Origin of the sequence: Roseburia sp. AF02-12, assembly GCF_003461765.1 — a bacterium.
Taxonomy (GTDB): Bacteria; Bacillota; Clostridia; order Lachnospirales; family Lachnospiraceae; genus Roseburia_C; species Roseburia_C amylophila.
In genome coordinates, this window is the sequence record NZ_QTXS01000004.1 from 32,282 (window position 1) to 56,365 (window position 24,084).

A 24,084-nucleotide genomic window follows, 5' to 3' on the forward strand; every position below is an offset into this window, starting at 1 on the left:
AATTCTCCACAAGCCCTTGAAAACACTGGATTTATCGCAGGTGAGCTTTTCCTTATTGTTTCCCTTGTGTTATATCGTCCCATCAGTGTTTACGAACTCTGATAAGGGCAAATACAAGGGCAAGAAAAATCTATAAAACAGTATAACACAAAATAAAAGTGACATGGTGAACTGATTGAAATGCTTCTGATTTTTGTAACTGATAATTGATTGAATGATAAGGAGAGATAAGATACGATGAGAACAATATTTGCAGAATACAATCCACAGCGCAATAGTATTGATGTTTACACCTCTGCTGGCTATATGCTCCGCATTGATTGCTGGGAAGCTGAAAAGAATTTAAAAACTACACCCGGATCAGACTGTGCATTAAACGCACTTGCTATTGATGAACCACTTGAATATGTACGATTATATTTGGACGGGAATATGCAGATGTGGGTAGATGCAGAAGATTCATTAGAACTATGGTGATTTTTCGACGGTGTGAAATTTTTTCTGTAAATTCAGATCTTCTATGATAATTGATGCGGCTTAATAGCAGTTTTCTGTTGTTAAGCCGTTGTTTATTTAATAGCAAAAATAAGCCGGTATGTCAAGAACCCCCAGAAAATCTGAACGTACATTTACTCTTGATCATCCGGCTTATTTTCAACAGCACTAAGATTACCTTTTTTAATATTGTTTGGGATACTCCCTCCATAACCGTCACATCAATTTTATACTTTACTTCGATTTCAACTTTTTCTGGTGGATTGACTAAAAGCCTGTCAATATCATTTTCCTCAACACCAGCCATTTTTGCTATCGTTAGCTTGGATATGCCATAATAGGAAACAAGCAGTTCCAACCAATGCACCAATTTGATATTTCCCTTTTACCGAATCCTTTTATGCCTTAACATCACAACTTCCTCCGATAGATGGAGCTGTACCTACTGCCTGTGCTACAACATTCTCTGTAATGCTTTTCATATCCGTACCAATTGCAAATATTGTGCGTCTATCTTCCTGAATTTTCTTCATCTTCTCTTTTCTTTCAGCTCTCCGTTCTGCAAGTTTTTGTTCATTTTCTTTCCTTTTCTCGATTTTTCTATCTTCATCAGCCTTTTTTTGTTCTTCGCTTGGTCCTGTAATAACCATGGAGCCCATATTACCATCCTTATCTATCCATACCTGACGATACTTAACTTCACTACCAGTCATTGATTTAATCATTGAGTCAGCCCATCTATCTAATGCTGGAATTTTTGACAACATATTTTCATATTTTGTGGCAACCTCTGGATTACTCATCATCCTATTTAAAATCTCAGGAGCAATCCTCACATCTGTTTTTCCTGTACGATTAGCTGTTTTTACATTTTTATCCGAACTTCCTACCACAATATCTATTTGAGGATTTTTTTCCTGCAATTTTTTTACATAATCTTCCTGACTCTCTTCTGTTTTGCTCACCTGTGAATTTTCCTTTGTTTTTTGAATATCACAAGCTGCCTTTTTAACCGTGTTCTTGTAACCTGATGCATAATACGATGTGTAACTGCTGTTATTGATACCTGTAATTGCCATAATCCTACCTCCCTGTTATTGAAACTTAAAATAATTTCTATTATATTGAACGACTTGGATATTTAATTTCCGTTGATGTAAATTCATCTTCTGCCGAAACATTGATATGCCCACTGCTGTCAATAGCATACTCTTTACCATAAACGAAAAACGTATCTCCTTCTTTATATCCGATTTCTATCCAGTTTATATCATTTAACTGTTTTATCTTTGCGTCAACATTTATGGTCTTTCCTGATTCCTGCAATAAATAAGTGTGTTTTCCTGCTCCCGCATCTATAGAAAAGAATCCCGGAGAAATCCCGACTTTCTCACAGACGGACAATACCTCCTCATTGCTGTAGAGATACCCCCACACACTCTTTCCCTGTGCCAGATCAGACAGGATATTGCCTGCCTTACACATTTCCCACTTATAATTTGTTCCTTTTTGATTTGTATTCTCTGCAAGCAACGATTCCGAGGCTGCCCAGCCTATTCTTCCATTATTGACCGTCCATGTATATTTACCGCCACTTGATGTTGTCCATGCATAATAACTTTTATTACTTAGTACCAGAGAATCATTCGCAGCACAAATGCCTGACATGGTGCTTGTATTCATTTTCGGTACTGCATAATTAGGTACTACCTGTCTGCTCCCATTAAGGTCAAAGGAAATAACCCCGTACTCCTTAAAATCAGAATTATATCCACAGGAAACATTCTCCCCAAAATTGATTGCATTCAAAATAGCACTTGAATTATTATAGTTTGCAAAATAATAAGCCAATTCACTGTTAGAAATATTCGCATTTTTATCTATCAGTGCAGCTATTGATTGCTTTGAAAAGCCTCGTGCAGCATCAGAAATACTTAAACTGTCCTGTTTTTTATTATTTCCTACTCCAAGCAACATCTGTATTGCTTTTTGGTGTATTCCTGCCTCTGCCTGCTTTGAATATGTCAATAGCTGGTTTACTGTGTTTACATCTGTCACTGTCTTCATAATTATTCTCCAAACCCTTTTTCAACATTAAACGCCAAACATATGCTGCAATTTGTCCAGCATATTATTTACTCTGCCTTCAACAGCTTCTGGCTGATTCCTTAATTCATACCTGCTTCCATAGTAATCATTTAAACGGTCTTTCATCTCATTACAAAATAATTTTTGATCTGTTTTACCATTTAAAAACTGATTGCAGATACCACTTATCTCTTTCTTCTCATTGGTATAAAAAGCTGTCTCATCTGAGATTATTTCCGACTTGTACTTATAAGATTCTGTTTTGCTTCCAATTCCAACAACCATGTAATCTGGTGTCATTTTCTCCATGATAGAATTACGTGCCGAATCATTAAAATGAACATATTCGTCAATCATGTCTGAAAAACCTGCTTGTAATTGCTCTGGAACATACATTTCATTTACTTTTCTTAGCCCCGCTTCACTTGCACTTAACAAAAATACAGATTCATAGGAAGTTCCTCTATATCCCTCCTGAGCATTCAAAGAATCTACATCTGCTGTCATTGCATTAATCTTCTCTTTTAAATCTTTCATTTCATCTTCTGTCAAATATTCAGAAGCATTTTCGTCCAGCCATTTTTCAAAAACCTCTGATTGATTTTCCGAACAGCCTTCAAACGCATTTTGTTCTCCAGAAATGGAAGTTGCTTTCAAATCTAATTTGAATAAATTTTCACATTTATATTCTGCTGGTATCTCTCTTATCTCTCCATTAATAGATGAAAAATGCATTGTATGAAAATCCGATACCTTATTACGAGCAGTCTCAACTAACTTTCTTGCTGAATCACTGATTTTCACATCATCCTCCGAAATAATATTCTGAGGAACAGTTGTTTTCTTCTCAACCTTATTTTTTATCATCTCTGGATTATTAATATACCTATTTCCTTGAACTTTCATTGTGTCCTCCATAATTTTAATTATTCAAATATATTTTCATAAGTGTATGTATTGGTATATTGCATTTTATCGAAATCTCTGATTTTCTCTAAAAAATATTTATTTTGAGACTTGATCTTTTATCTGAATTGTACCGTCTGCTATGCCGCCTGCGCATCACGGTTCGCTTCTGACTCATACCATCCATCTTTATTTTTGCTATATTTCATACCATTGACCGTAAAATCTTTGGAAGTGTCTATACCCAGATAAGACATAACATCCGTAATTCCTTCTGTATACCGGGCATATTCCTCCTTTGAATGTGCTACAGTAGTCATTGTCCCACCTGTATTTCGCAGCATGGATGCCAATGCATCTGCCATTCTCTGTGCTTTTACATATGATTGTGTATCATACGGATTATCTCCACCAGAAACCTCTACTCCATGCGCCGTAGCCGTAAGCACATGACCTCCATTAACACGGATTCTTTGCCCTTCCGCAATATTAACAGAATTATTCTGTCTGCTAAGTGACGAACTCTTCGCCAATTTTATAGGTGTTTTTAACACTTGAACCAAATCTTCTACTGGATTTAGTAAGTGCTGCGACATCGCCTCATTATAGGTTTCCTTATCTTTAATAGCTGTATTTTTGTAATTAGATGTAAGTCCTCTTGTATTAGGATTAATATAACTTGATATTGACTGCATTGTCTCAATCTCCTTCGTTTTTTCTAAATTCTCTTTCCTTCTATGTCCAAATAGCTAAGCCTTATTTGTACTTACTATTTGCACTTGTCAAATCAAGATAGGCATCCATACTTTTCGTCCAAAGCAACGATAAATCAAACCTTCCTAATTTGTTTAAATCTTCTATGCATTCTTTAAACATTGAAATAAAATCTCTTCTGTCATTAAGCCCCATATTACCAGCTTCAAGCGGCAGAGACGTAAAGCCTCCCTGCTTCTCCACTTTGTAATGTGCCTCCAATGCACGCATTTCGACTACTGTAGCACTTGATGGATCAACGTCATTGATATATATTCTTTGTTCAAACTCTTTTCCGTTTTCATCCACACCTTTCGCTAACACCACTGGATTTTCATCCGTCGAATCATCCGCATATTTAAGGCAATAAGAAAGACCTGTACCATTACCTCCTGTCCACAACATATTATCTGTTGTGAATATCTGGTATACCTTTGGTGTTTCAGCCGTATAAAATGTCTTTTCCGCAGATACAGGGGCTTTCATATAATTACTTTTTTGTTGACCGTACAATGAAGATACGGTATCCAGACCAGAATAAATGTTCATATTTCTGTTCCTCCAATCATTTTATCTGAATTGTACCGTCTGCCATGACAAACTGTACATTTAACCCAGACATAATATCTTTGTGCTGAGTCTGTTTATATGCTAAAATTTCCCGGATATCGCTTGCGTAATCCTGATAGGTCAGATTCCCTCCCGAATTATTTAATAGGTCATCCAATGCTTTCGGCAGACCATGTCCCTCCTATTTACCATTGCATCTACCCATTTATCACATTGTTGCCTGTGCGCTTGTGTTCTGTACCATCTGAGAAAAATCCTGCATTTTCACTGTGCCTGCTTTTTGCTTCATACCAGAAGAACGATATGCCAACATTGCGGCACTGGAATATCCACTAATCTGCATAGCTATAACCTCCTTTATATCAATATTTTCTTCCCTGCATTTTCTATATCGTCATGTTGATATTATTACTTTACTATCCGGCACACCTTTGGGAGTGACTGTATCTATCAAAAAAGAAGCCAGCAGTTTATTCACACACTACTGACTTCCTATATTATTCATTTTATTTACTTCGCTGTGTCTCAGACAAGTTTTCCATCTTTAAACACAATCTCTTTTATTTCTTAATATGCTTAAAAAGTTTCGTAACAAACAAGGCTTTCAAGCGCTTTTCTATCCTTTGAATGTCTGTCTGGTGATGCCTTTTCTGTGTCAGCATATCCCACCGCAATAATTGCTATTGGTTCAAGGTTACTTGGAATATTAAACTCATTTCTGATAATCTCAGGATCAAAATATGTAAGCCAACAAGAACTAAGTCCTAAATCCTCTGCTTCTAATACTATATGATCCGCAACTATTGTTGCATCAACACTTACCATATCCTTTTTATCAAACGGACGCACAAAAACATCTGAATGATCCCCACATACAATGATAGCCAACGGGGCGCCATGATAATTTACTCCTTTAGACAATTTTTCTTTTGCTTCTTGGCTACTAATTACTAACAGTCTCTGCGACTGAGCATTTGCTGCTGTTGGAGCAATTCTAGCAGCCTCCAGAATTTTGTCCAATTTTTCCTTTTCAATCTCATCAGTTTTATACTTTCTTACAGAACATCTCTGTTTTGCTAAAGATAAAAACTCCATAAAAATATTCCTCACTTTCATTTTTAATACATTTTTGTTGTGCCTGCTCAACAAGTACGCTATAATGCTATCACAGTATTTCTTTTTTACAAGTACGCACTTTTAAGTGCCATACTACCAAAAATGATACTATGGATTCAAATTTCAGGAGGTCGTATATAATGAAACCATGTCAATCTTTCCAATGTCCAGTAGAAGCAACCCTTCAGCTTATAGGTGGTAAATATAAGTCACTTATCCTATGGCATCTCATTGGAAAAACACTTAGATTTAATGAATTAGGAAAGCTCATTAAATCTGCAACTCCCAAAATGCTTACCCAGCAACTTAGAGAATTAGAAAATGACGGATTAATCAACAGGGTCGTTTATCCTGTAGTTCCTCCCAAAACCGAATACTCTGATACGTTTTGTCAAGGGTGTTTAAGAACTTTTTTCGCTGTCATTCAAAATCAGACGCTTGATTTTGTCGCTCATGGTTTCTTTGCTCGTTTCACTGAAATGGATTTTGACGCGGTAGGTGGTCTTTCCGATTTTCTTTATCATTACAGGTGGCGCGGCTTCCTTTACGGTCAGAGGGGAAGCGGTTGCGGGGGTGCTGCGGTTGCTGGTGTCGTTGTTCATAGGCTCTCCTTTCCATGAGAAAAGCCCCATGTGGTCATACATGGGGCGGTGGTTTTGAGGTTGAAGTGGCGAAGTGGCAAAGTGGCAAGGTATCTGGGTTTTGCCACTTGGATTTTGCCGTTTCACTTTTTAAGAGCGTGATACCATGCCGCGCCAATGCGCTTTGAGGTAATGCGCCCGTCAAGGTTTCTCTTTGCCGCCCGGACGGTACGGGCGGATATGCCCGCTTCTGTAGCGGCTTTCTCTATGTCCTCGCTGGCAAGCTCTTTCCCGTCTGCCAGTAAATCCAGTATCAGCCGTTCCGCCTGTTCGGTTTTGGTGGCGGTGTTGCCGCCCGCGCCGGACAGCAGCTCGTCGGCGGTGATGTCGTATTCGCCTATCCATGAAAAGCCCGTTTCCGGGTCAAGGCAAAAGGCAACGGGCTTGCCCTCCGGCGCAAGGGAAGATTTGTCATGGACGATAACGCGCACATTCGGTTCTCGCTTCACGCGCCCGATCAGCAGGACGCTCCTTGCTGCGGCGCGGAAGTCGATAGAACCTAAGCCCCGGTATGCGCTCTGCCCTCCGGCAGCTTTGTTGAGATGTCCGATAAGGATAACGGCGCACCCGGTACGCTCGGCAACATCGGCAAGGCGGCGGAACATGGGGCGCACTTCGTTTGCCCGGTTCATGTCGGTTTTTTCGCCCATGTACGCCTGTATGGGGTCAAGGATAATCAGCCGCGCCCCGTTCTGCGTGATTGCCTTTTCTATGCGCTCATCGGACAGGGTAAGCTCCCGCTTGGCTTCATCAATCACAAGCACCCGGTCAAGGTCTGCGGCGGCTTCTATCAAGCGTGGCTTGACGGTATCGCCCAGCCCGTCCTCGGCGGTCTGGTAAATTACTTGGAATGGCGGCAAGGGCTTCATTCCCGGCAGCGTTCCCCCGGTGGTGCAGGCGGCGGCAAGGCGTAGGGCAAAAGTGGTCTTGCCCTCGCCGGGATTGCCCTGCACAATGGTTACTTTCCCAAAGGGAATATACGGCTCCCATAGCCATTCAACGGTCTGTGTGTCAACCTCGCTCATGCGGATAATCTCAACGGTTTCTTCCTGCGGCGGCTCTTTCAAGCCGTAGATTGCTTCCCGCAAATACTTCCCGTCTGTGATTTCTGCCCGGTGCTGCAATACCTCGTTCCAGTCCTTGAAAAGAGGGATAAGCCGATGGACGGTCAAGCCCTCCGGCACAAGCTCCGCAAGGCGGCTGCAAGCGTCGCTTCCGGCTTGGTCGCTGTCAAGGCAGAGAAAAACGGTCTTGATGTTCGGACGGTCAGAGAGAAAGCGCAACAGGGCTTTTTCTCCCACGCCGCCCAACGCCAGATAGCTTTGCTTCTGCCAGTCCTTTTTGAACAGGCAGAGGAAAGATAAGAGGTCTATCGGGGCTTCAAAGACAAACAACCTTTCGCCCTCGCCACGGTAGCAGAAGTTAAAGGCTTTGTCGCTGCCTTTCACATCAAGCCGAAAACTCCCGGCTGTGCCGCGCTGATGGGCGTATCGCGGTATGCCGCTTTCATCTCTGCCGACGAATACGGCGTTATGGTGGGCGGCTTCCTCGTAAATATCCCCGGTGGAAAAGAAAAAGCCCGTCACATCTTCATCAATGCGGCGGGCTGCTGTGAGGTAGTTCCTCGCTATGCGGTTGTCGGTGCTGCGGGGTGGTAGCCGGAAGTCGGATAGGGGCGCGGGGCTTGGTCAGTCGGTCATTTTTTGCGGACAGTTCATACATGCTATCCTTTTCTGTTCTCTGCTCCTGCGTTTGCTCTCGTTTGATTTCTCCCTCCGTATCTTCTTGGCACAAGCAGGACAATACCTTGATGCACCAGAGCCCGGGACATATTCAACGCCGCACACCGTACAATTTTTAGCGGGCATTGCTGCCCACCGTTTTGTAGGTATGATATGTAATTCATCGACAAAGCCGATGAATTTATAGTAAATCTTGATTTCCTGCTTCACTGTTCCGTCTGCCATCTTCTCACGCTCCGAAACAAGTATCTTGTCTATGAGTGCGTTTATAACTGTTGCATCCAGTTCTTTTAAGCCTTGATAATTTCGGATAAGGGCGAGGAAGTCACGGATTCCCCGTGATTTCTCGTAGCTTTCATTAAGAGTTTCCGTCACCTCTTTCAGCCTTGCTTCAATTTCAAGCTGCTCTTTCTGGTATTTCCCCGACATCATCTCAAAATTCCGCTCGGTAATACGCTCCATGACCTTATCCTCGTAGAGAGAGGAAAACAGCCTGTCCAGTTCCGCAAGGCGTTTGTTCAGCTTCTTACGTTCTTTCTCTAATGCTTTCGCCCTGCTCTGGTCTGTTTCCGTGAGCCGCTTTTCTATGGCCCTGACCGCCTTTTCATCATTCACTGCCATATCCGCAAAACAGTTGATGTCGGCAAGAACGGCATTGAATAAATCCCTTGCTTCTATATTGTGGGCACTACACTCGCTTCTTCCGTTTCTTGCATAATTATTACATGAATACTGTACACAGTCGATAATCTCTGGGCGTTTCCTCCTGTGTACGTTCATTGCCCGCAGAGCACATCCGCAGTCCACACACTTGATAACGCCTGCAAAAATATTTACAAATCCTCCCTTGTTCTGTGGAAGCCTACGACTTGTAATAAGCTGTTGGACAATATCAAATTCCTCCTGCGTGACTATTCCCTCATGGGTATTGGGTATCACTTCCCATTCTTCGGGCAGCTTAGAGGGGCGTTTCTTGCTTTTCATATTGGCGGCAATCCGTTTGTAGCCTACAAGATTTCCCGCATATATCGGGCTTCTTAAAATGCTCCTCACGCTGTTCCCACTCCAAATATAGCGTTTGTCCTCGTTCCCCTCAAAATGACGTTCAAAGCCTGTTTCGCCACGCTCCGCCGCATAAGCGGCAGGGCGTAGGATATGCTGTTTATTAAGATGTCTGCAAATTTTGGCAACTCCATTCCCTTTTAATGCAAGGTCGAATATCTCTTTTACAACATGTGCCACTTTATCATCTATCAGCAGATGGTTGTGGTCGGCAGGGTCTTTGATATAGCCATAAGGGGCGGTAGTTCCCATGAATTTCCCCTGTTGAAACCTCGCCCGATATGCCGATTTTATCTTAACAGATATGTCAGCGGCATACATTTCGTTTAAAATGTTGCGGAAAGGCGTGATGTCCATAGCAGATTTATTCAAGGTATCTACGCCGTCATTGACCGCTATATACCTCACGTTATGCTCTGGGAAGAAAACTTCCAGATATAACCCACAATCAAGATAGTTTCTCCCCAGACGGGATAAATCTTTCGTAATCACGCAGTTTATCAGACCGCTTTCAATGTCTTTTATCATATTCTGGAAACTTGGTCTTTGGAAATTTGTACCAGAATAACCATCGTCCACATACGTTTTTGCTATGTGCCATCCCTGCTTTTTCACATAATCCGTGAGGATGGATTTCTGTGTCGCAATGCTCGCACTCTCGTTATCCGTACCATCGTCTTTAGATAAGCGGCAATAAATGCCGACTAAATAGATTTTCTTTTCTTCTTTGATTCCTGCCATACTGTAAAACCTCCGTATCTGTCCTATCTGTTTTCATGTCCCATTGCGTACATTCTAAGCGGACAGCCCCTCATTGTCGAAGGTGTCGCCCTCGGCAATCTTCTTCCGAATATCCTCGGAGATAATCGGGACAAACGCTTCTGTAACGGTCTGTGTGCCGACATATTCACGGCTGATTATCATCTGCACTGGTGCTTTTGGCACGATACGCTTTCTCTTTTTATCTGCTTTCTTATCCTCGCCCATACTTAAATCTTCCTTTCCAGACAGGGCAGGGAAGAGTTTGGAAATGTCCCCGCCCTGCCAATCAGATACCATTAATCCTCGCTGTTTAATTCTTTCTGTAATGCTTTAAGGAGTGCCGCCGCTTCATCAGCGTTCAGCGTGATTCCCTTGCCGCACTTTTCACGGTTCGGGGAAAAGCTGCGGATGTCATACTTCGGCTCTTTCCCATTCCATGAAATGAGATTGATTTCCTTTGTGTAGCCACTGTCGCCCGTAGACAATACTGCGATTTCCTTTACGATTTCATACTGGATTTCTCTCATTCTCCATACCTCAACTCTCTGTATTTACTTCCCGAAAAAAGAAGATTAGCGGCTGTCACGGTTGCGTTTCCTCTGCAACTCACGCTCCAAAAGTTTGATGATGGTTTCCTCCATCTGCTTCGGCGTTGTGTTCTTCGGAAAGTATTTTTTCAGCTTGCTTGTGTTGATTTTCAAGGTTTCTTTCTGGTTGCCCTTTTCCTCCGTCATAATCGCAAATATCGTATCCATGTCAAGCCGCCCGCTCTGGCTTAACTGTTTCATCCGCTGTGCCTGTGAGAGTGAGGGCGTTGCTTCTTCGCTCTCCATCGTGGCAAAGAGGTTTTCCTGCTCGTCTTTCTTCAAGAAGGACAGTTCCACCGCAGGCGTGAGGGCGATTTTCCCCTCGTCCACCATCCGCAAAATCGGCGGTATCAGTTCCGTCAAACGGATAAATCTTTGTACGGTCATCCTGCCTACGCCGAAGCCCTGTGCCACCTTGTCGTCCGTCCGCAACTTCGTCACAACTTGTGACGAGGTTAAGTCTGTGCGGAAACCCTGCCGCTTCATGGCTTCGGATTTCATCTTGTAGGCAAACGCCCGCTCTGATGGCAGGATATTCTCACGCTGTAAATTACTGTCTACAAGGGTGATGATGGCTCGGTCACGGTCTAAGGGCAGGACAAACGCAGGCACGGTATTTATCCCTGCAAGTTCAGACGCACGGACACGCCGCTGCCCTGCAATCACTTCATAGCCGTTCCCGTCCTCTTTCGGGCGTGTGATTATCGGCGTGACAATGCCAAATTCCTTGATGCTTTCCGCTAATTCTGACAGCGTTTCATCCTCTGCCACATGAAACGGATTGTCGGGAAACGGGTACAAGTCTTTGGTCTTTAACACCTTAAAATCCTGTTTCTTCATTCACATATCTACCTTTCTTTCGCTCTGCTTTTATGGTTTTTCTGCAATTCTTCCAACACTTCGGGCGGTATCTTTGAGAGCAGCCGCCCCATCTGCTCGTTGGTTCTCTGCAACTCAAATATCTTCTGGTTCGCTTTCTGCACCTTTAGTTCCTGCTCATACTTTTCATCACGCATACGCCCCGCATAGTCTGATTCCTGCCCGATTTGCTCCTTTAGGCTATTGATATAGGCACTCTGCTTACTGATTTCCTTTGAGAATTTCTCCACGTCTGGGAGCCATGCCGCAATCAGTTCCAGAGCCTTGTCACGCTTCTTCCCTGCATTAAAGGCGTTGATGTCGGACAGTGCAGACACAATTTCCTCATACTGTTTATCAAGCCTGCCGCCCAACTTATAGAGCCATGTGGGGACATGTTTCCGCTTCGTTTCCATTGAGGACTGACCTCTTTCAAGCTGATTCCACCGTGAGGACATCCGCTCATGGTAGGCGGTCTGCCATTCGGACAGGCTCTTTTGATTGCCTAAAATTGTTTTGGCAGACAGCTTATTGTCTGGTGTAATCGGCACAAAACAGAGGTGCATATGCGGCGTTCTCTCGTCCATGTGGACGACTGCGGAGAGGATATTTTTCTCCCCGACACGCTCTGAAATGAAATCCAGAGCCATCGTAAAATACGCTTTCTGTTCTTTGGGCGGCAGGCTGTTCATAAATTCTGGCGAAGCCGTGATAAGCGTTTCCACCATCATCACGCTATCTTTCCTCGTCCTGCACCCTGCTTCGGCTACCATGCGGTTAATCTCTTTCTTGTAGGTGTACCTCGGCGGATTCACAAGATGGTAGTTATCTTTCGAGCGTTCCATATCTATATCTGGATTGCTTTTATAGGCTTCTTTTTTACGCTCGTTGTGGCGTTCGCAAGCCGCAACGCCGCCCGCTTTGCGTTTCTGGAAACGCAGGATTGCATAGGGCATAATTCATCATCTTCCTTTCTTCGGCGGGTAAACTGCCCTTTGGGTGACAGCGGTGACGGCGGTGACAGCAGTTTTGGGATACCCCCTACCGACTGCCTCAACTGTCACCCTTATTCCCTGCATGACGGTCATGTCGATGATGACGGTGTTTTTGGAATACCCCCTCGCAAGAGCCGTCACCGTCATGCTGCCATTCTTTTATCCGAAGCGTGGAGCGTAGGATAAGCAGGGCGTAAGACCTGCCATAAGGGAGTCCAGAGGGAACGTCTGGCACACGACTTTGCAGGGCAAAGTGTAGTGTGTTACACCCTGTAAACGCAGTCGGAAAAATCGGAAGGATTTTTCTGACCGCAGGGGTGGTTTTACACGCCGAAAAGGGCGGGTAAATCCTACGCCTGCACTTTGCGTTTACGGGGTGTTCTCCCGCAGGGATGACAGCGGCAGGGTATCCTAAAATCACTGTCACCGCCGTCACCGCTGTCACCCGCAGGGCAGAGTCGCCAGCTTTACACGGCTTTAAGCGTCAATGACAGTAACAGGGGGTATCCCAATATCGCTGTCACCACCGTCACCGCTGTCACCCGCCCGCTTTGCAAGCGAAATCTGCCTGCCGTGTTTTTTGCGGCTGTACTGATAAACGATATGGTTCTCATTTAAAAATGTGGTGCGGTATTCATTGAGCCATTTCGTAATCACCGTGGGTATGGTTTCCGTTTCCCTCATAGCGGCTAACAGCTCCGTTGCCGTGCCTGCCCATTCTTCCTTATCCCTCATAAAATCCACCAACCGAAAAAGGACGTCTGGTATCGTTTCTTTCGCAAGCTGCTCCTGCGTTTTTCTCTCCACAAGTTCCCAACTGCAATCACGGAAACGCAGCGTGTATTCCTGATAGGGCGTGTCCCTGCCCGTCACATACAGCTTGGCGGTGTCGGATGCCCGTTTCTCCTTTTCCAGAACAAAGGTAGCGTCCGCACTCCCCGTTAAGCCTGTCGTCCCAGACACCTTGTTGAACACATCGCTGTCATTCTGCTTTCGGATGTGGTGTACGACAATGACCGCCAATGAATGCCTGTCGGCAAAGTCTTTGATTAGTGAGATGTCCCCATAGTCGCTTGCGTAGGCATTGTCTTTTGAAGCTGTACGGACTTTCTGCAAAGTGTCAATGACAATAAGCCTGCTGTTTGGGTAATCTTTCAGATAATCTTCAAGCTGCACGATAAGACCGTCTGACAGCTTGCAGCTTGCCACGGCAAAGTGAAGCCGCCTGCTCGCTTCGTTCGTCAATCGGAACAGCCTGTCCTGTATACGGCAGAACGTGTCCTCAAGGCAGAGGTAAAGCACGTCGCCCTCCATTGTCGGCATATCCCACAAGGGAAGTCCCTGCGACACGCATAAACATAGCTTCAGCATGAGCCAGCTCTTTCCTATCTTCTGTGAGCCGCAGAACAGCGACAAGCCTGTGGGGATAAGGCTGTCCACCACAAAGGACGGCTTCTCAAGCGGTTCATAAAGGAGCGTTTCGGCGTTGACTGTCTGTAACTTCTGCATGGCTTTCCTCCTTTCGGGCGGTGTTTTTGTTTTCGTTGCACATAGGCGTTGACCTCCTTAAAAATAGATTTACTCCCACGAAGAAAAAGTGAGAGTATGTAATGCCGCCAATCCCACACAAATAAAAAACAGATTTCTTTTTCGGGCGGTGTCGGTCACGGTTGGAGATACTTCCTCATTTCCGCCTTTACTTTCTCCTTTGCAATCGCAACAGATTTCTGTATTGCCGAAGCGGTGCAATGCTCCATAGCGGCGATTTGGTAAAAATTGAACTCATACTCGTAGTAGAGCAGGAAACGCCGCCTTTGTATCTCTGGCAGTCCGTCAACCGCCTTACAGAGCAGTTCTGCCCGTTCTGCCTCAATCATTTGTTCCTCTATGCTCTTAGGCAGCTTCAACGCCCGCCTGTTCAGCGTTTCGTCCCATACTTCCGAAAACTCCCTGTGCCGCTCGTCCCATTGGAGGAGATTCCTGTTCCTGCGTTCCATCTGCCGAAACTCCATAAAGAACTGTTCCGACACTTCCAACTCGTGGGATTTGCCCTGCCCGTCCTTAAAGCTGATAAAATACCTTGTGCCGCTTTCCGTGGATTCCTCCCGAAGCGTGTACGCCTTAACTCTGTATGCCATCCCGCTTGCCTCCCGCAAAAAATAAGTGAGGGGATTTCCATCCCTCACCCAGTAGCCCGCAGGACGGCAGGCTGTTTTAGACGCTATAAAATTTTCGTAGCTTCTTCCGCAGATGGTCTAACCTCGCATAGATGGCACCAGTCGTCAAATGCACGAGCGGGGCAATCTCCTTTGTGGAATACCCCTGCATTTTCAGCAGGACGATTTTCAAGGTACGCCCGTCCACCGCGACTAATACTTGATAGAGATTTTCGCTCTCAATCTCGTCCAGTAACTCCGCAACCGTACCCACTTCCGTCTGCCGCTCCCTGTCTGCCATGTCCTCAAGGTATTCCGCAATGTCATTCGTCCATCGGTAAAACCGCCTGTTGGAATTGAAGTCTGCCCTGTCCGCAATGCGTATCTGCTCAATGGTCGCTTCATCAACGCCGCACTCACGCAGCAGCTTTTCCTCCGCTTCTTTCCAGATACGCCATTTCCTGTCCTCCCGTCCGTGGTTATATGCCATGCTTCTTTTCCTCCAATCAGAATTGATTGAGAGGGCAGAGAAAAACCCCCTCATTTTCCCAAAGGAAAAAACAAGGGGGCTGAACGCCTTAAATTTTAATTTTCTATTATCTTTCTTAGTTTTCTTAGGATTCTGGCTTTGCGTTTGTTCACAACGCTCTGGGTTATGCCGAACCTCGCCCCGACTTCACGCTCAGAAAGTCCGTCAAAAAAGATTGCCTGTATCAATTCCTGTTCACTATCCGACAGCAAAGGCAGGGCGGCTTTCAGCCTGTCCACCATAACCGCATTGACAACGGTTTCCGCAATGTCTGCCGCTTCATCAGCGATAAAGTCTAAAGGCTTCCCCTCGCTGTCCGTAAATCCATCCAGAGAAAGCAGGCTGTTCTTCGTATCTAATTTTTTCAGATAACGCCACCGTTCCTTATCTCGGTAGAAGTCCGTGTATTGCTCCCTCACGACTTCAAGCAGACAGCCTTGAATGGGGATAAACAGCTTGTCCATATAGGTCTGGTCGGATTCCCTGCGGCGGCAGAAATCCGTATAGGACAGTTCCACATATCTGCCGCTTTCCTTGATATATACCTTTCTCGGTGCGTATTTCACTGTAAGTACCTCCCATCTGAATTTTTGAAATGTTCAAAATCCAGATGGAGAGGTGGCGAACGACACCTAACACCACTAATAGCCCTATGGCACTTTCCAACAAAAATCGACAAAAGAAAAACCGCAAAGGCTCTATGACCTTTACGGTTATGGGAAATATTAATTCTGTTGTATGGAGATTGTACTTCTACATTCAAGGCAGGAAGTGCCGTTGCATAGGCAGAAATTTTTTTAACTGGTTTCCTGCCGTTCTCTGATATGCTATGTATTGATAAATTTTGCTTCGTATGAGCAGATAGATAACTGCCCGAAAAAAGGACATAAAAAAATCCCTCCAAATTTAAAAACAAATTCAGAGGGTAATTTAGGGTATAACAAAATAACCCACCCGAATATCGTTTTTTTTATTTGGTGAGTTTGTTCTTTCAAATACGAAACAAATGCTCATGTACGGTAAAGTATCACAAGAAAATTATGTCGAATTGACAGCCGCCTCCGCTATACCGAATAAGGAAATAAAGAGTCCTCAAATTTTGCGCTACTAAATGAAGACGAGCGGAAGTAATCTCCCGCTCGTCAGTAAACTTAACTATGCCATATCAATCCCGCTTCTTTCCCGCCACCGGCACTAAGAACAGCGCGGGCAACAGCAGGAAAGCGGTACAGACCAGCCCCCAGGGTATGGACACCTGCTGGGCTACCAGCCCCACAATAGGCCCGCCGATGATCTGCCCGAAAGAGTCCAGCTGTCCGCTGGTGGAAAAGACTGTGGCGCGCATTTTCTCATCCACATGGTCGTTCATCCAGGCGGCCAGCACAGGCTCCTTGATGGTGCGCATAAGCCCCGCCAGCAGGAACACCAACAACATGAACCAAAAGCTCCGCCCCACCGCGAAGAGAACCAGGCACAGGATATACCCGGCGCTGGTGGACATGACCACACTGGTTCGGCTGACAGTCCCTTTTTTCTCCATGCGGGCGATGAGCAACTGAGAAGCCAGAATACCTAAGCCGTTGCCGATAAGACTGATAACACCGAACCAAGTGACGCTGTTCAGCGGCCCGATAACGGGTATTACCGTGTCATCCAGAAAATGAGCGGTGGAGAGCCGGTCAAAGCCTTCACTGGCAAGTCCCCCGCATAGTGTGATTGCTAAGAGCGCCAGCAACACAGGTGCGCCTTTCACAAAGCCCAGGTTGAGCTTGAACAGGCAGACAAAGTCTTTAAGCAAGCCCTGCCGTTCCTCAATAGCAGGGGAGAAGTTGGTTTCTGGCATGATGCGAACCATCACCAGCCCCAACAACAAGCACAAACTGCCCCCCAAGATGACAGGCATTTGCAGGTTTATGTTTCCCAGCAGTGTGCCCAGCACCACGCCCAGAACGCCGCCGATTTGCCCCATTTGACTGCCCCGCAGGAACACCTTGTCTATGGGTTTGTCCTCTTCCTCCGAGGCAATCCACGCCTCCAGAGCGCCGGTGATGAAGGTATCACCGCAACCCCAGACAACCTGGGCCAGCAGAACCGGCGCGAACCACGGTAGCGCACCCTCCATCAGAAAGCCCAGGCCGTAGAGGAACATTCCAATCAGCACCGAGCGCCGACGGCTATACAAATCCGCCACCACACCGGTGGGCATCTCGAACAGAAAGCAGGAGGTCTCCTGAACCGTCCCTACCAGGACAAGCTGGAAAGCATCCAGCTGCACCACCTCCAGGTGGTACACGATGGAAAGCACTGTGGACATAGAAACCGCCAGGGAACAGACAAATCGGAACAGCAGGTAGACAGAATATGCCTTTGAATTTTTAGCAAACATGAAGTTACATTCTCCTTTCAAATCTCATTTTATATGACTTTTGCAAGCTGTTAAGCTAACTTGTGGAACATATGCCGAACCTTATCTATACGGCTATTCGGGCGGCGGGGTTGGCAAATAAATTTACCAATAGCTGGCTGGTATCCTTTTAACTCTGTCAAGCAGACTCCCTGCCCATTTGTGAAATAAGTTAAATCGTTCCTGTATTCTTGAATACATCTAGCAGGGATTTCTCCTTTCAGAATGACCTCGTCATTCTTTATCTGAGTACTTACAATATCTGCACAATACCTTGGAGCATCATGATACGCCCGTGAGAGATATTCCTGCGGTGCATAAATTTCAAAGTGGAGATATGGCTCTAATAGTTCTGTCCCTGCTTTTTTTAAAGCCTGCTCCAATACGATAGGGGAAAGCAGCCGAAAGTCTGCGGGGGTACTTACAGGACTATAATACAATCCATATTCAAAACAGATTTTACAGTCTGTCACTTTCCATCCATACAGCCCCTGCTCGCAGCCATAAAGAACCCCCTCCATAACCGCATTTTGGAACGATTGATTTAAATATCCAAGTGAAACTCTGCTTTCATACTGCACTCCGCTTCCAATAGGGAGCGGCTCTATGGACAACCCGACAGAAGCCCAGAAAGGATTTGGCGGGACTTCTATGTGGATGGTATATTCTGCTTTTCTAAGCGGTCTTTCCATATATATAACAGTAGGCTCTTTTATTTCTGCCTCCACATGATATTTTTCCTCAAGGATGGCACAAATGACTTCCATCTGCACTTTCCCCAAAAAAGAAAGTATAATCTCATGCGTTGTAGTATCCACATAATATTTTAAAAGAGGGTCGCCATCTGAAATTTCTGTAAGTGCCCCAAGCAATATTTCCCGCTGTTCAGATTTCTTTACTGCAATCGTTGTTTGGAGCATAGGGAGAGGATTTTCAATAAATTTTCTCTGCGGCAACAGTATTCCGTTCCCCAAAATACTGTTTAGCTGCAAAACATCATTTGGTAAAATTACAATATCACCAGAGCAGGCTGTATCGGATGAATATAATTCACCGTTTGTCGGAACACACATCTCTGTGATTTTTATTTTCTCTTTTTCAGATATTCTAATAACATCCCTCAAATGCAATGTTCCGCTATATATACGCACATAAACAAAACGCCGCCTTTTCTCTGAATATTCAATCTTAAAAACCTGCCCGCATAGTTCAGATTGACCTTCAGGCGTTGATGAATAAAATTTACTGGCAATCACTTCTATAAGCTGCCGAATCCCCAGATTGTTTTTAGCGCTTCCGTGATAAACGGGAAATAACGTTCCGTTTTGGAATCTCCTGTTTTCTTCCTGTTCCAGTTCTGACATTTTAAACGGTTTCCCTGACATATATTTCTCTAATAGTTCATCGTTTCCCATAATTACCGCATCCCACTGTTCCATATCGTCATTGTCCGTTACATTTATATGGGGATGCTGCCCAACCTTTTGCTTCACTATAATTTCCGAAGAAAGCTTTGCTTTCATTTCTCGATATACCATTGGCAAATCAATCCCCTCTTGGTCAATTTTATTGATGAAAAAAATTGTCGGAATCTTCATTGTCTGTAGTGCATGAAACAGTATACGGGTCTGTGCCTGTATGCCATCCTTTGCAGAAACTAATAATACTGCTCCGTCTAATACGGATAAAGAACGGTATACTTCCGCCAAAAAATCCATATGGCCTGGCGTATCTATAATGTTGACTTTTACATCCTCCCACTGAAAAGATGTCACTGCTGTCTGGATAGTGATTCCCCTTTGACGCTCCAAATTCATTGTATCTGTCCTTGTTGTGCCTTCATCTACGCTCCCTAGTTCTGCAATTGCACCACTGGTATACAATAAACTTTCCGTTAATGTTGTCTTTCCTGCGTCAACGTGAGCCAGAATGCCTAAGTTAATTATTTTCATGTGATTTTCCTCCTATCAACACCCAAAAAAGGGCATAAAAATACCCAGTGATAAATACTCCTATCACTGGGTAAATAACTCCAATAGCCCCAAAACACTTATATGTTTTCGGGCATATAAAATTACATGATAAAAGTATTCTTAAACTGGGTACAAAAAACTAAGCCCCATATTAAAAGTGAAACGAGACTGCTACTTTTTGTTCCCACTATCAAATTGACAGTTTATTTAAGAATACCTTGCCGCATATTTATTAACTCCTTGTATAATACTGAATCTAATTATATTCCTTAACCCTTTATTTGTCAAGCTTTTATTTGTCAAGCTGACAAACTAAAGCAGAAAAAGCGGCAGGATTTCCCCCTGCCACTAATCATCTGTTTATGCAAAAATAATTTCCTTTTCCACAATCTCCCTCGCACAAGCCCTTATGTTATTGAGGCATCCTGTCCATTCTAAGGCGTTTTCTGCCTTTAGCTGTTCCGTTATGCCCTGTGCCTGTTTCATACCCTCTATGAGCCTTTCAAAGCGTTCCTGTGCCTGTCTGTTGATGTCGGCAAGGTAGGCGTTTAGCCTGCCGCTTGTAAGAAGATTGGTGTATGTAACTTTACGGTACTGTTTTAGATAATCTAAATGCCGTTGCCCCCAGATGCCTATTGCCTGTTCTTCTTCGGCGGGTACAGTTAAGCACGGTATCAAATAATCCCCTTGCCTTTCGTATTTGCCGCCCAGTTCCTCAAATAATGATTTTGCCATTGTCTGTTACCTCCACATTCTTTTTTATTTTGAATGTCCGCAAAATCCGTCCTACATCTGTCCAGCGGCGGGGCGGCTCCTTTTTCGCCTGTCAGCAGTTCAACGGCTTCGGTGAAGCTCTTGCCGAAAAACTCCATGACAAAATCAATGGGTGCACCGCCCTTGCTCTGGCTGTGCCTGTACCATTTGTTTCCCCGGACGGTCAGGCTGTCGTTCCGCTTCCAGCGGTATTCCTGTCCGGCGCGGGTAAGCTGCTGCCCTGTGATTGCAGGAAAGAAACAAGGTCGGCTTGGTTGGCGCGGTCTATCTGTTCTTGGGTGTAATACATAAAAGTTCAACTCCTTTCAGCGGTCTATATCATGCCGTTTGGTGCGGCTCTGCGTCTGCTCCGCTTGGTCGGCGCGGAGTGCAATATCCACGCATTTGCGGATTTTTTGAAGCTCTGAAACATTGGTGCGGGTATCTTTCAGTTTGGTATAATCGCTGTCCCTCTGTGTTTTGAGGTCAGCATATTCCTGTTCCCATTCCGCAATAGGCAAGGTCTTTGTTCCTTTCTGCAGATTTGCATGGAGATAGCGACTTGCTGCGTTCCATAGGGTCAGCTCGGCGCGGTGGGCTTCCTCGTACTTGTCGCGCTTGTTTGTCCAGCCGTTTTGCAGCTTTTTCAGTTCATCGTGAATGGGCTTGTACTCTGTGTAGTTCTTCCCGTATTCAATTAGCTTTTGTAGCTTCTTCATGCGTTCCTCGGCGGTTTTCATTCCTGCCCGGATTGAATAGGCTCTATCACTGACAGAGGAAAGGGAAGCGTCAAGCTCATCAAGATTAGAGATACCATGCTCGGAGAGATAGTTGACCGCTGCCGCTATGGTTTTCAGTTCATCGGCTGTGTGCTGTTGTTGCCAACGCTGCGAATACTTCCGGCTCTTTTCTCTCTGAACGCTCAAATACTTCATCAACAGATTTGCAAGGTTGGGAGATTGCGGCGGCGGCTTCGGGGCGGTTTCCCACACTTTGAACAGGTCGGCAATCCATTCTTTGAGCTTGCTAACCTGCGCCCGGATTTCCCGTATAAGGCGGTTTGCTTTTTGGATATTTCGGTTCAGTTCGCCTTTCTCGGTGGCTACACCTTTCTTCTCCATTTGACAGGCGGCTACGCCCATATGGACGGTCGGTATTTCGTCAATGCCGCGCTCGGCGTTGCTGCGGTGGTCGATACGCTCCGGGCTTCCGTTTCTCTCCAAAAAGTCGTTGGTATAGTCAGCCCATGCCTTGCGCCACAAGAGGGTGTTGTCCTTGTCGTTCCAGCCTGTAAGGTCAATTTTGTGCGTCTTGTATCTGCCACTTGGCAAGCGGATACGCTCGCCGTTTTCGTCAAGGTCATATTCCTTTTTGGATTTCGCCGCCCATGCTCCGCGCTCGTCAAGGGGGCGCATGGTAAGCATAATATGACAATGGGGGTTGCCGCTGTTGGTGTCGTGGATAACAAAATCCACACACATTCCTCTGGAAACAAATTGAGAGGAACAGTATTCCCGGACAAGCCGGATCTGTTCCTCTCTGGATAATTCTATGGGGAGTGCTGCGTCAATCTCACGCGCAAGCTGGGCGTTCCCGGCTTTCTCGTAAAGCTCCACGCTGTTCCACAAGGTTGAACGGTCAGCGAATGAGGGCGGTGCGTGGGGCGGCAACATGATTTCTGTATGGACAACGCCGCCTTTGCGAGTGTAGTCATGAGTCATTCCGTCCCATTCGTTTGTCAGCTTTTCGCCGCTTCGGTAGGCGGCTGCGGCAACGGCTGATTTGCCTTTTCCTCGGCTCACAATGCCGATGTTCCAATGGTAAATGGCTATGGGTATCACCTCCCGGATAGGATAATAAAACCCGCAAAAATGGTACAGACGCCAACGGCGGGTGTACTGTTTTTGTGGGTGTGCAGGGATAGCCGCGAAGCGGCGCAAGGGGTGCAGCCCCTTGTTGCGGCAAAGCCGCCATATCGGAGCGCGGGGAAATCTCCCTGTGCGAAGATAAGCCCTCGGCAGAGCGCACACGCCCGTAAGGGTGTATAAGTGCGCCCTTAGTTCCTAAGGGATTTATTCGGCGTTCCTGCTTTCGGCTCGTTTTTTCAGATATTCCCGCGCTGGTTCACTCGTCAAGGCAAGCCTAAGAAGTGCTGCGGCTTCCTCGTCGGTCATGTTCTTTGCTTCCGGCACAATGCTTTCAAAGACCGCGCCCCGGACAATAAGGCGGTGGCTGCGTGTTCTGCGTTCCTCTTTGGATAGCTTCTGACGCAGCATCTTTTCCCGATTTTCAAACTGCCGGATTTTCTTCTTCCCGTCCTCAATCTCGGCAGTCAATTCCTCGCGGGTTTTCTCTCTTGGCTTTGTCATGGGTGGTCGCTCCTTTCTGCCTGTCGGCATAGAAAAAGGACAGTCGATTTTCTCGGCTGCCCTTGTGGGTGGCTATTCAATTTTAGTCTGCTGTTTTCAAATATATAAAATAGCTTGCTGTTCCGCCATAGCCATTTTCAGTATTCCATTCAGCTGTTACTTCATAAATATATCCGCCCAGTTTAAGAGTGAGTACGTTTCCAACAATAGTTACATCTTCGCTGTTTGTAGCAGGCTCTCCCCAATGTTCGTCACTCCAGCACTGCACACTTAAAATTGTATCTGGGTCTTCTGTAAATCTTAATGTAGCTGTTGTTTCTGTTGTTTCAAATGGCGGGGACAACAGATCCTTGCACTCTAACGGGTGTGGGCTATCAGCTATTGTGCTTTCAGCAGTTCCGTCAATATTTGTTTTTTGCCACGAATAAGTTCCTAATACTGCACCGATAGCGGTTTCGTCACTCACAACGCTTAATGTGGGCGGTTCTTCCAAAATTATATTGGCAGTCCCAGAGTTTAGTAATTCATTTGCATAGCTGTTGAGTGCTTCACATGGCTCATATTTTGTCTTATAACCGATACCGTCAATGACAATAAATGGGTTATACGCCATAATATCTGTTTGTGTACCGTCTACCATAGTCAAGGTAAAAACAACGCCTTGTCCATCATACTCTGTGTAAGAATTATCCTCATTATAGACAACAACATCATTCAAATATTCAACTAATTCTTGGATATTTTCAATCTCAATCGTTTTGTCTGGCGGTGTTAATAACACTTTAGCGGAAACAATCTGCGCTGCGTCCAAATCCTTATACGGTTTTTTCCCCTGTTGTGAAAAAAATACGATTACCGCGATACCTACTAAAATGATACAAGCTATTGCAATCATCAATCTCTTTTTTCTCATGAACAAGCCTCCTGTTCTTCTCTGTTACTTGTATAGACGAAAAAATTGAAAGGAAGTTTCACTATCTATAAATATCATAGCACATGGTTATGAATAAATCCACCTCATTTCAGCCTGTCAGTGGCCTTGTTTTCTCTGGCAGACCGCCGCGCAGCTTCCCGCCGTTCCTCGTTGTATGGGGCGGTCAGACGGAAAGAGAAGCGCCCCTTTGCAATCTCAAACTCCATGCAGCCCGTTTCGGGGTCTGCGTCGGTCTGGCGGCACTGGTCGGGGTACTGTCCGGAGTAGGCGGCAAGCCGCTTCTTTAAGTCGGTGTTGTGGGTGCGGATATGGATAATCGGGTTTTTCTCGTCAAACCAAATATCGGTGGTCTTTTCCTGCTTCGTAAGCCCTGTTCTCATAAACTCTCCTT

General features: G+C 45.2%; 26 protein-coding genes and 3 pseudogenes. 2 read left to right on the plus strand and 27 right to left on the minus strand.

What is annotated here, in order from left to right; all coding sequences use genetic code 11:
* Positions 1–237 precede the first annotated feature (237 nt).
* Positions 238–477 carry a DUF6061 family protein gene (locus tag DV740_RS14255; protein WP_055232114.1) on the plus strand — a complete coding sequence of 80 codons (240 nt, stop codon included), beginning with the start codon at positions 238–240 and terminating at the stop codon, positions 475–477.
* Positions 478–598: 121 nt separating this feature from the next.
* Here DV740_RS14255 and DV740_RS14260 read toward each other — a convergent pair whose 3' ends face one another.
* The 8 genes from DV740_RS14260 to DV740_RS14295 all read right to left on the minus strand — a co-directional run bounded on the left by DV740_RS14260 (position 599) and on the right by DV740_RS14295 (position 5,907).
* Positions 599–862 (minus strand): HTH domain-containing protein, encoded by a 264-nt coding sequence (locus DV740_RS14260; RefSeq protein WP_262595099.1) that lies wholly within the window; start codon positions 860–862, stop codon positions 599–601.
* A gap of 31 nt (positions 863–893) precedes the next feature.
* The gene (locus tag DV740_RS14265; RefSeq protein ID WP_117995356.1) at positions 894–1,574 is read right to left on the minus strand and encodes a DUF6033 family protein; all 681 of its coding nucleotides are present in this window, start codon (positions 1,572–1,574) and stop codon (positions 894–896) included.
* A gap of 40 nt (positions 1,575–1,614) precedes the next feature.
* Positions 1,615–2,562 carry a hypothetical protein gene (locus DV740_RS14270; RefSeq protein ID WP_118088407.1) on the minus strand — a complete coding sequence of 316 codons (948 nt, stop codon included), beginning with the start codon at positions 2,560–2,562 and terminating at the stop codon, positions 1,615–1,617.
* Positions 2,563–2,589: 27 nt separating this feature from the next.
* The gene (locus DV740_RS14275; protein ID WP_118088408.1) at positions 2,590–3,489 is read right to left on the minus strand and encodes a hypothetical protein; all 900 of its coding nucleotides are present in this window, start codon (positions 3,487–3,489) and stop codon (positions 2,590–2,592) included.
* Positions 3,490–3,629: 140 nt separating this feature from the next.
* A complete protein-coding gene (locus tag DV740_RS14280; RefSeq protein ID WP_242994371.1) occupies positions 3,630–4,184 on the minus strand; it encodes a hypothetical protein in 555 nt (184 codons plus the stop codon).
* Positions 4,185–4,245: 61 nt separating this feature from the next.
* Positions 4,246–4,791: a hypothetical protein gene (locus tag DV740_RS14285; RefSeq protein WP_118088409.1), complete on the minus strand. Its 546-nt coding sequence runs from the start codon at positions 4,789–4,791 to the stop codon at positions 4,246–4,248.
* Positions 4,792–5,020: 229 nt separating this feature from the next.
* A complete protein-coding gene (locus tag DV740_RS15235; RefSeq protein WP_255415055.1) occupies positions 5,021–5,155 on the minus strand; it encodes a hypothetical protein in 135 nt (44 codons plus the stop codon).
* Positions 5,156–5,388: 233 nt separating this feature from the next.
* Positions 5,389–5,907 carry a nitroreductase family protein gene (locus DV740_RS14295; protein ID WP_069432379.1) on the minus strand — a complete coding sequence of 173 codons (519 nt, stop codon included), beginning with the start codon at positions 5,905–5,907 and terminating at the stop codon, positions 5,389–5,391.
* A gap of 161 nt (positions 5,908–6,068) precedes the next feature.
* Here DV740_RS14295 and DV740_RS14300 point away from each other — a divergent pair.
* Positions 6,069–6,308 (plus strand): annotated as a pseudogene (locus tag DV740_RS14300) (winged helix-turn-helix transcriptional regulator); the annotation flags it as partial.
* A gap of 21 nt (positions 6,309–6,329) precedes the next feature.
* Here DV740_RS14300 and DV740_RS15380 read toward each other — a convergent pair.
* The 19 genes and pseudogenes from DV740_RS15380 to DV740_RS14410 all read right to left on the minus strand — a co-directional run bounded on the left by DV740_RS15380 (position 6,330) and on the right by DV740_RS14410 (position 24,073).
* On the minus strand, positions 6,330–6,572 hold the full coding sequence (locus DV740_RS15380; protein ID WP_118088423.1) for a transposon-encoded TnpW family protein: 243 nt from the start codon (positions 6,570–6,572) through the stop codon (positions 6,330–6,332).
* A gap of 80 nt (positions 6,573–6,652) precedes the next feature.
* A pseudogene (locus tag DV740_RS14310) lies at positions 6,653–8,257 on the minus strand (AAA family ATPase); the annotation flags it as partial.
* Positions 8,258–10,114 carry a recombinase family protein gene (locus DV740_RS14315; protein WP_001820670.1) on the minus strand — a complete coding sequence of 619 codons (1,857 nt, stop codon included), beginning with the start codon at positions 10,112–10,114 and terminating at the stop codon, positions 8,258–8,260.
* A gap of 54 nt (positions 10,115–10,168) precedes the next feature.
* Positions 10,169–10,360, minus strand: coding sequence for a hypothetical protein (locus tag DV740_RS14320; RefSeq protein ID WP_001820669.1), 192 nt, complete (start codon positions 10,358–10,360; stop codon positions 10,169–10,171).
* A gap of 71 nt (positions 10,361–10,431) precedes the next feature.
* Positions 10,432–10,662, minus strand: a complete 231-nt coding sequence (locus DV740_RS14325) for a YdbC family protein (protein ID WP_001206986.1) — start codon at positions 10,660–10,662, stop codon at positions 10,432–10,434.
* Positions 10,663–10,707: 45 nt separating this feature from the next.
* Positions 10,708–11,562, minus strand: coding sequence for a ParB/RepB/Spo0J family partition protein (locus DV740_RS14330; protein ID WP_118088410.1), 855 nt, complete (start codon positions 11,560–11,562; stop codon positions 10,708–10,710).
* 8 nt (positions 11,563–11,570) lie between these two features.
* Positions 11,571–12,536 carry a MobV family relaxase gene (mobV, locus tag DV740_RS14335; protein WP_002596256.1) on the minus strand — a complete coding sequence of 322 codons (966 nt, stop codon included), beginning with the start codon at positions 12,534–12,536 and terminating at the stop codon, positions 11,571–11,573.
* Between the two features lie 516 nt (positions 12,537–13,052).
* Positions 13,053–14,084: an AAA family ATPase gene (locus DV740_RS14350; RefSeq protein ID WP_002596255.1), complete on the minus strand. Its 1,032-nt coding sequence runs from the start codon at positions 14,082–14,084 to the stop codon at positions 13,053–13,055.
* Positions 14,085–14,239: 155 nt separating this feature from the next.
* Positions 14,240–14,713 carry an RNA polymerase sigma factor gene (locus tag DV740_RS14355; protein WP_002596254.1) on the minus strand — a complete coding sequence of 158 codons (474 nt, stop codon included), beginning with the start codon at positions 14,711–14,713 and terminating at the stop codon, positions 14,240–14,242.
* 76 nt (positions 14,714–14,789) lie between these two features.
* A complete protein-coding gene (locus tag DV740_RS14360; RefSeq protein ID WP_002596253.1) occupies positions 14,790–15,221 on the minus strand; it encodes a sigma-70 family RNA polymerase sigma factor in 432 nt (143 codons plus the stop codon).
* 95 nt (positions 15,222–15,316) lie between these two features.
* Positions 15,317–15,826 carry a sigma-70 family RNA polymerase sigma factor gene (locus tag DV740_RS14365; protein ID WP_002596252.1) on the minus strand — a complete coding sequence of 170 codons (510 nt, stop codon included), beginning with the start codon at positions 15,824–15,826 and terminating at the stop codon, positions 15,317–15,319.
* A gap of 599 nt (positions 15,827–16,425) precedes the next feature.
* A complete protein-coding gene (gene tet(40) / locus DV740_RS14375; RefSeq protein ID WP_118088411.1) occupies positions 16,426–17,646 on the minus strand; it encodes a tetracycline efflux MFS transporter Tet(40) in 1,221 nt (406 codons plus the stop codon).
* A 50-nt stretch (positions 17,647–17,696) separates the two neighbouring features.
* On the minus strand, positions 17,697–19,616 hold the full coding sequence (gene tet(O) / locus DV740_RS14380) for a tetracycline resistance ribosomal protection protein Tet(O) (protein ID WP_002596250.1): 1,920 nt from the start codon (positions 19,614–19,616) through the stop codon (positions 17,697–17,699).
* Between the two features lie 381 nt (positions 19,617–19,997).
* Complete coding sequence (locus tag DV740_RS14385) at positions 19,998–20,372, minus strand: TnpV protein (protein WP_001129922.1); 375 nt, start codon at positions 20,370–20,372, stop codon at positions 19,998–20,000.
* Between the two features lie 77 nt (positions 20,373–20,449).
* A pseudogene (locus tag DV740_RS14390) lies at positions 20,450–20,700 on the minus strand (AAA family ATPase); the annotation flags it as partial.
* A 16-nt stretch (positions 20,701–20,716) separates the two neighbouring features.
* Entirely contained in the window at positions 20,717–22,231 is a 1,515-nt protein-coding gene (gene mobQ, locus DV740_RS14395; RefSeq protein ID WP_117465448.1) for a MobQ family relaxase, read from the minus strand.
* 231 nt (positions 22,232–22,462) lie between these two features.
* Positions 22,463–22,759: a DUF3847 domain-containing protein gene (locus tag DV740_RS14400; RefSeq protein ID WP_117465423.1), complete on the minus strand. Its 297-nt coding sequence runs from the start codon at positions 22,757–22,759 to the stop codon at positions 22,463–22,465.
* Positions 22,760–22,841: 82 nt separating this feature from the next.
* A complete protein-coding gene (locus DV740_RS15155) occupies positions 22,842–23,672 on the minus strand; it encodes a hypothetical protein (protein WP_227194785.1) in 831 nt (276 codons plus the stop codon).
* 104 nt (positions 23,673–23,776) lie between these two features.
* Entirely contained in the window at positions 23,777–24,073 is a 297-nt protein-coding gene (locus DV740_RS14410) for a hypothetical protein (protein ID WP_117465424.1), read from the minus strand.
* Between the last annotated feature and the right edge of the window lie 11 nt (positions 24,074–24,084).

Coding starts and splice junctions, on each gene's coding strand:
- DV740_RS14255 (WP_055232114.1), top strand. CDS start 238: ATGAGAACAATATTTGCAGAATACAATCCACAGCGCAATAGTATTGAT.
- DV740_RS14265 (WP_117995356.1), bottom strand. CDS start 1,574: ATGGCAATTACAGGTATCAATAACAGCAGTTACACATCGTATTATGCA.
- DV740_RS14270 (WP_118088407.1), bottom strand. CDS start 2,562: ATGAAGACAGTGACAGATGTAAACACAGTAAACCAGCTATTGACATAT.
- DV740_RS14275 (WP_118088408.1), bottom strand. CDS start 3,489: ATGAAAGTTCAAGGAAATAGGTATATTAATAATCCAGAGATGATAAAA.
- DV740_RS14280 (WP_242994371.1), bottom strand. CDS start 4,184: ATGCAGTCAATATCAAGTTATATTAATCCTAATACAAGAGGACTTACA.
- DV740_RS14285 (WP_118088409.1), bottom strand. CDS start 4,791: ATGAACATTTATTCTGGTCTGGATACCGTATCTTCATTGTACGGTCAA.
- DV740_RS15235 (WP_255415055.1), bottom strand. CDS start 5,155: ATGCAGATTAGTGGATATTCCAGTGCCGCAATGTTGGCATATCGTTCT.
- DV740_RS14295 (WP_069432379.1), bottom strand. CDS start 5,907: ATGGAGTTTTTATCTTTAGCAAAACAGAGATGTTCTGTAAGAAAGTAT.
- DV740_RS15380 (WP_118088423.1), bottom strand. CDS start 6,572: ATGTATGACCACATGGGGCTTTTCTCATGGAAAGGAGAGCCTATGAAC.
- DV740_RS14315 (WP_001820670.1), bottom strand. CDS start 10,114: ATGGCAGGAATCAAAGAAGAAAAGAAAATCTATTTAGTCGGCATTTAT.
- DV740_RS14320 (WP_001820669.1), bottom strand. CDS start 10,360: ATGGGCGAGGATAAGAAAGCAGATAAAAAGAGAAAGCGTATCGTGCCA.
- DV740_RS14325 (WP_001206986.1), bottom strand. CDS start 10,662: ATGAGAGAAATCCAGTATGAAATCGTAAAGGAAATCGCAGTATTGTCT.
- DV740_RS14330 (WP_118088410.1), bottom strand. CDS start 11,562: ATGAAGAAACAGGATTTTAAGGTGTTAAAGACCAAAGACTTGTACCCG.
- mobV (WP_002596256.1), bottom strand. CDS start 12,536: ATGCCCTATGCAATCCTGCGTTTCCAGAAACGCAAAGCGGGCGGCGTT.
- DV740_RS14350 (WP_002596255.1), bottom strand. CDS start 14,084: ATGCAGAAGTTACAGACAGTCAACGCCGAAACGCTCCTTTATGAACCG.
- DV740_RS14355 (WP_002596254.1), bottom strand. CDS start 14,713: ATGGCATACAGAGTTAAGGCGTACACGCTTCGGGAGGAATCCACGGAA.
- DV740_RS14360 (WP_002596253.1), bottom strand. CDS start 15,221: ATGGCATATAACCACGGACGGGAGGACAGGAAATGGCGTATCTGGAAA.
- DV740_RS14385 (WP_001129922.1), bottom strand. CDS start 20,372: ATGGCAAAATCATTATTTGAGGAACTGGGCGGCAAATACGAAAGGCAA.
- DV740_RS14400 (WP_117465423.1), bottom strand. CDS start 22,759: ATGACAAAGCCAAGAGAGAAAACCCGCGAGGAATTGACTGCCGAGATT.
- DV740_RS15155 (WP_227194785.1), bottom strand. CDS start 23,672: ATGAGAAAAAAGAGATTGATGATTGCAATAGCTTGTATCATTTTAGTA.
- DV740_RS14410 (WP_117465424.1), bottom strand. CDS start 24,073: ATGAGAACAGGGCTTACGAAGCAGGAAAAGACCACCGATATTTGGTTT.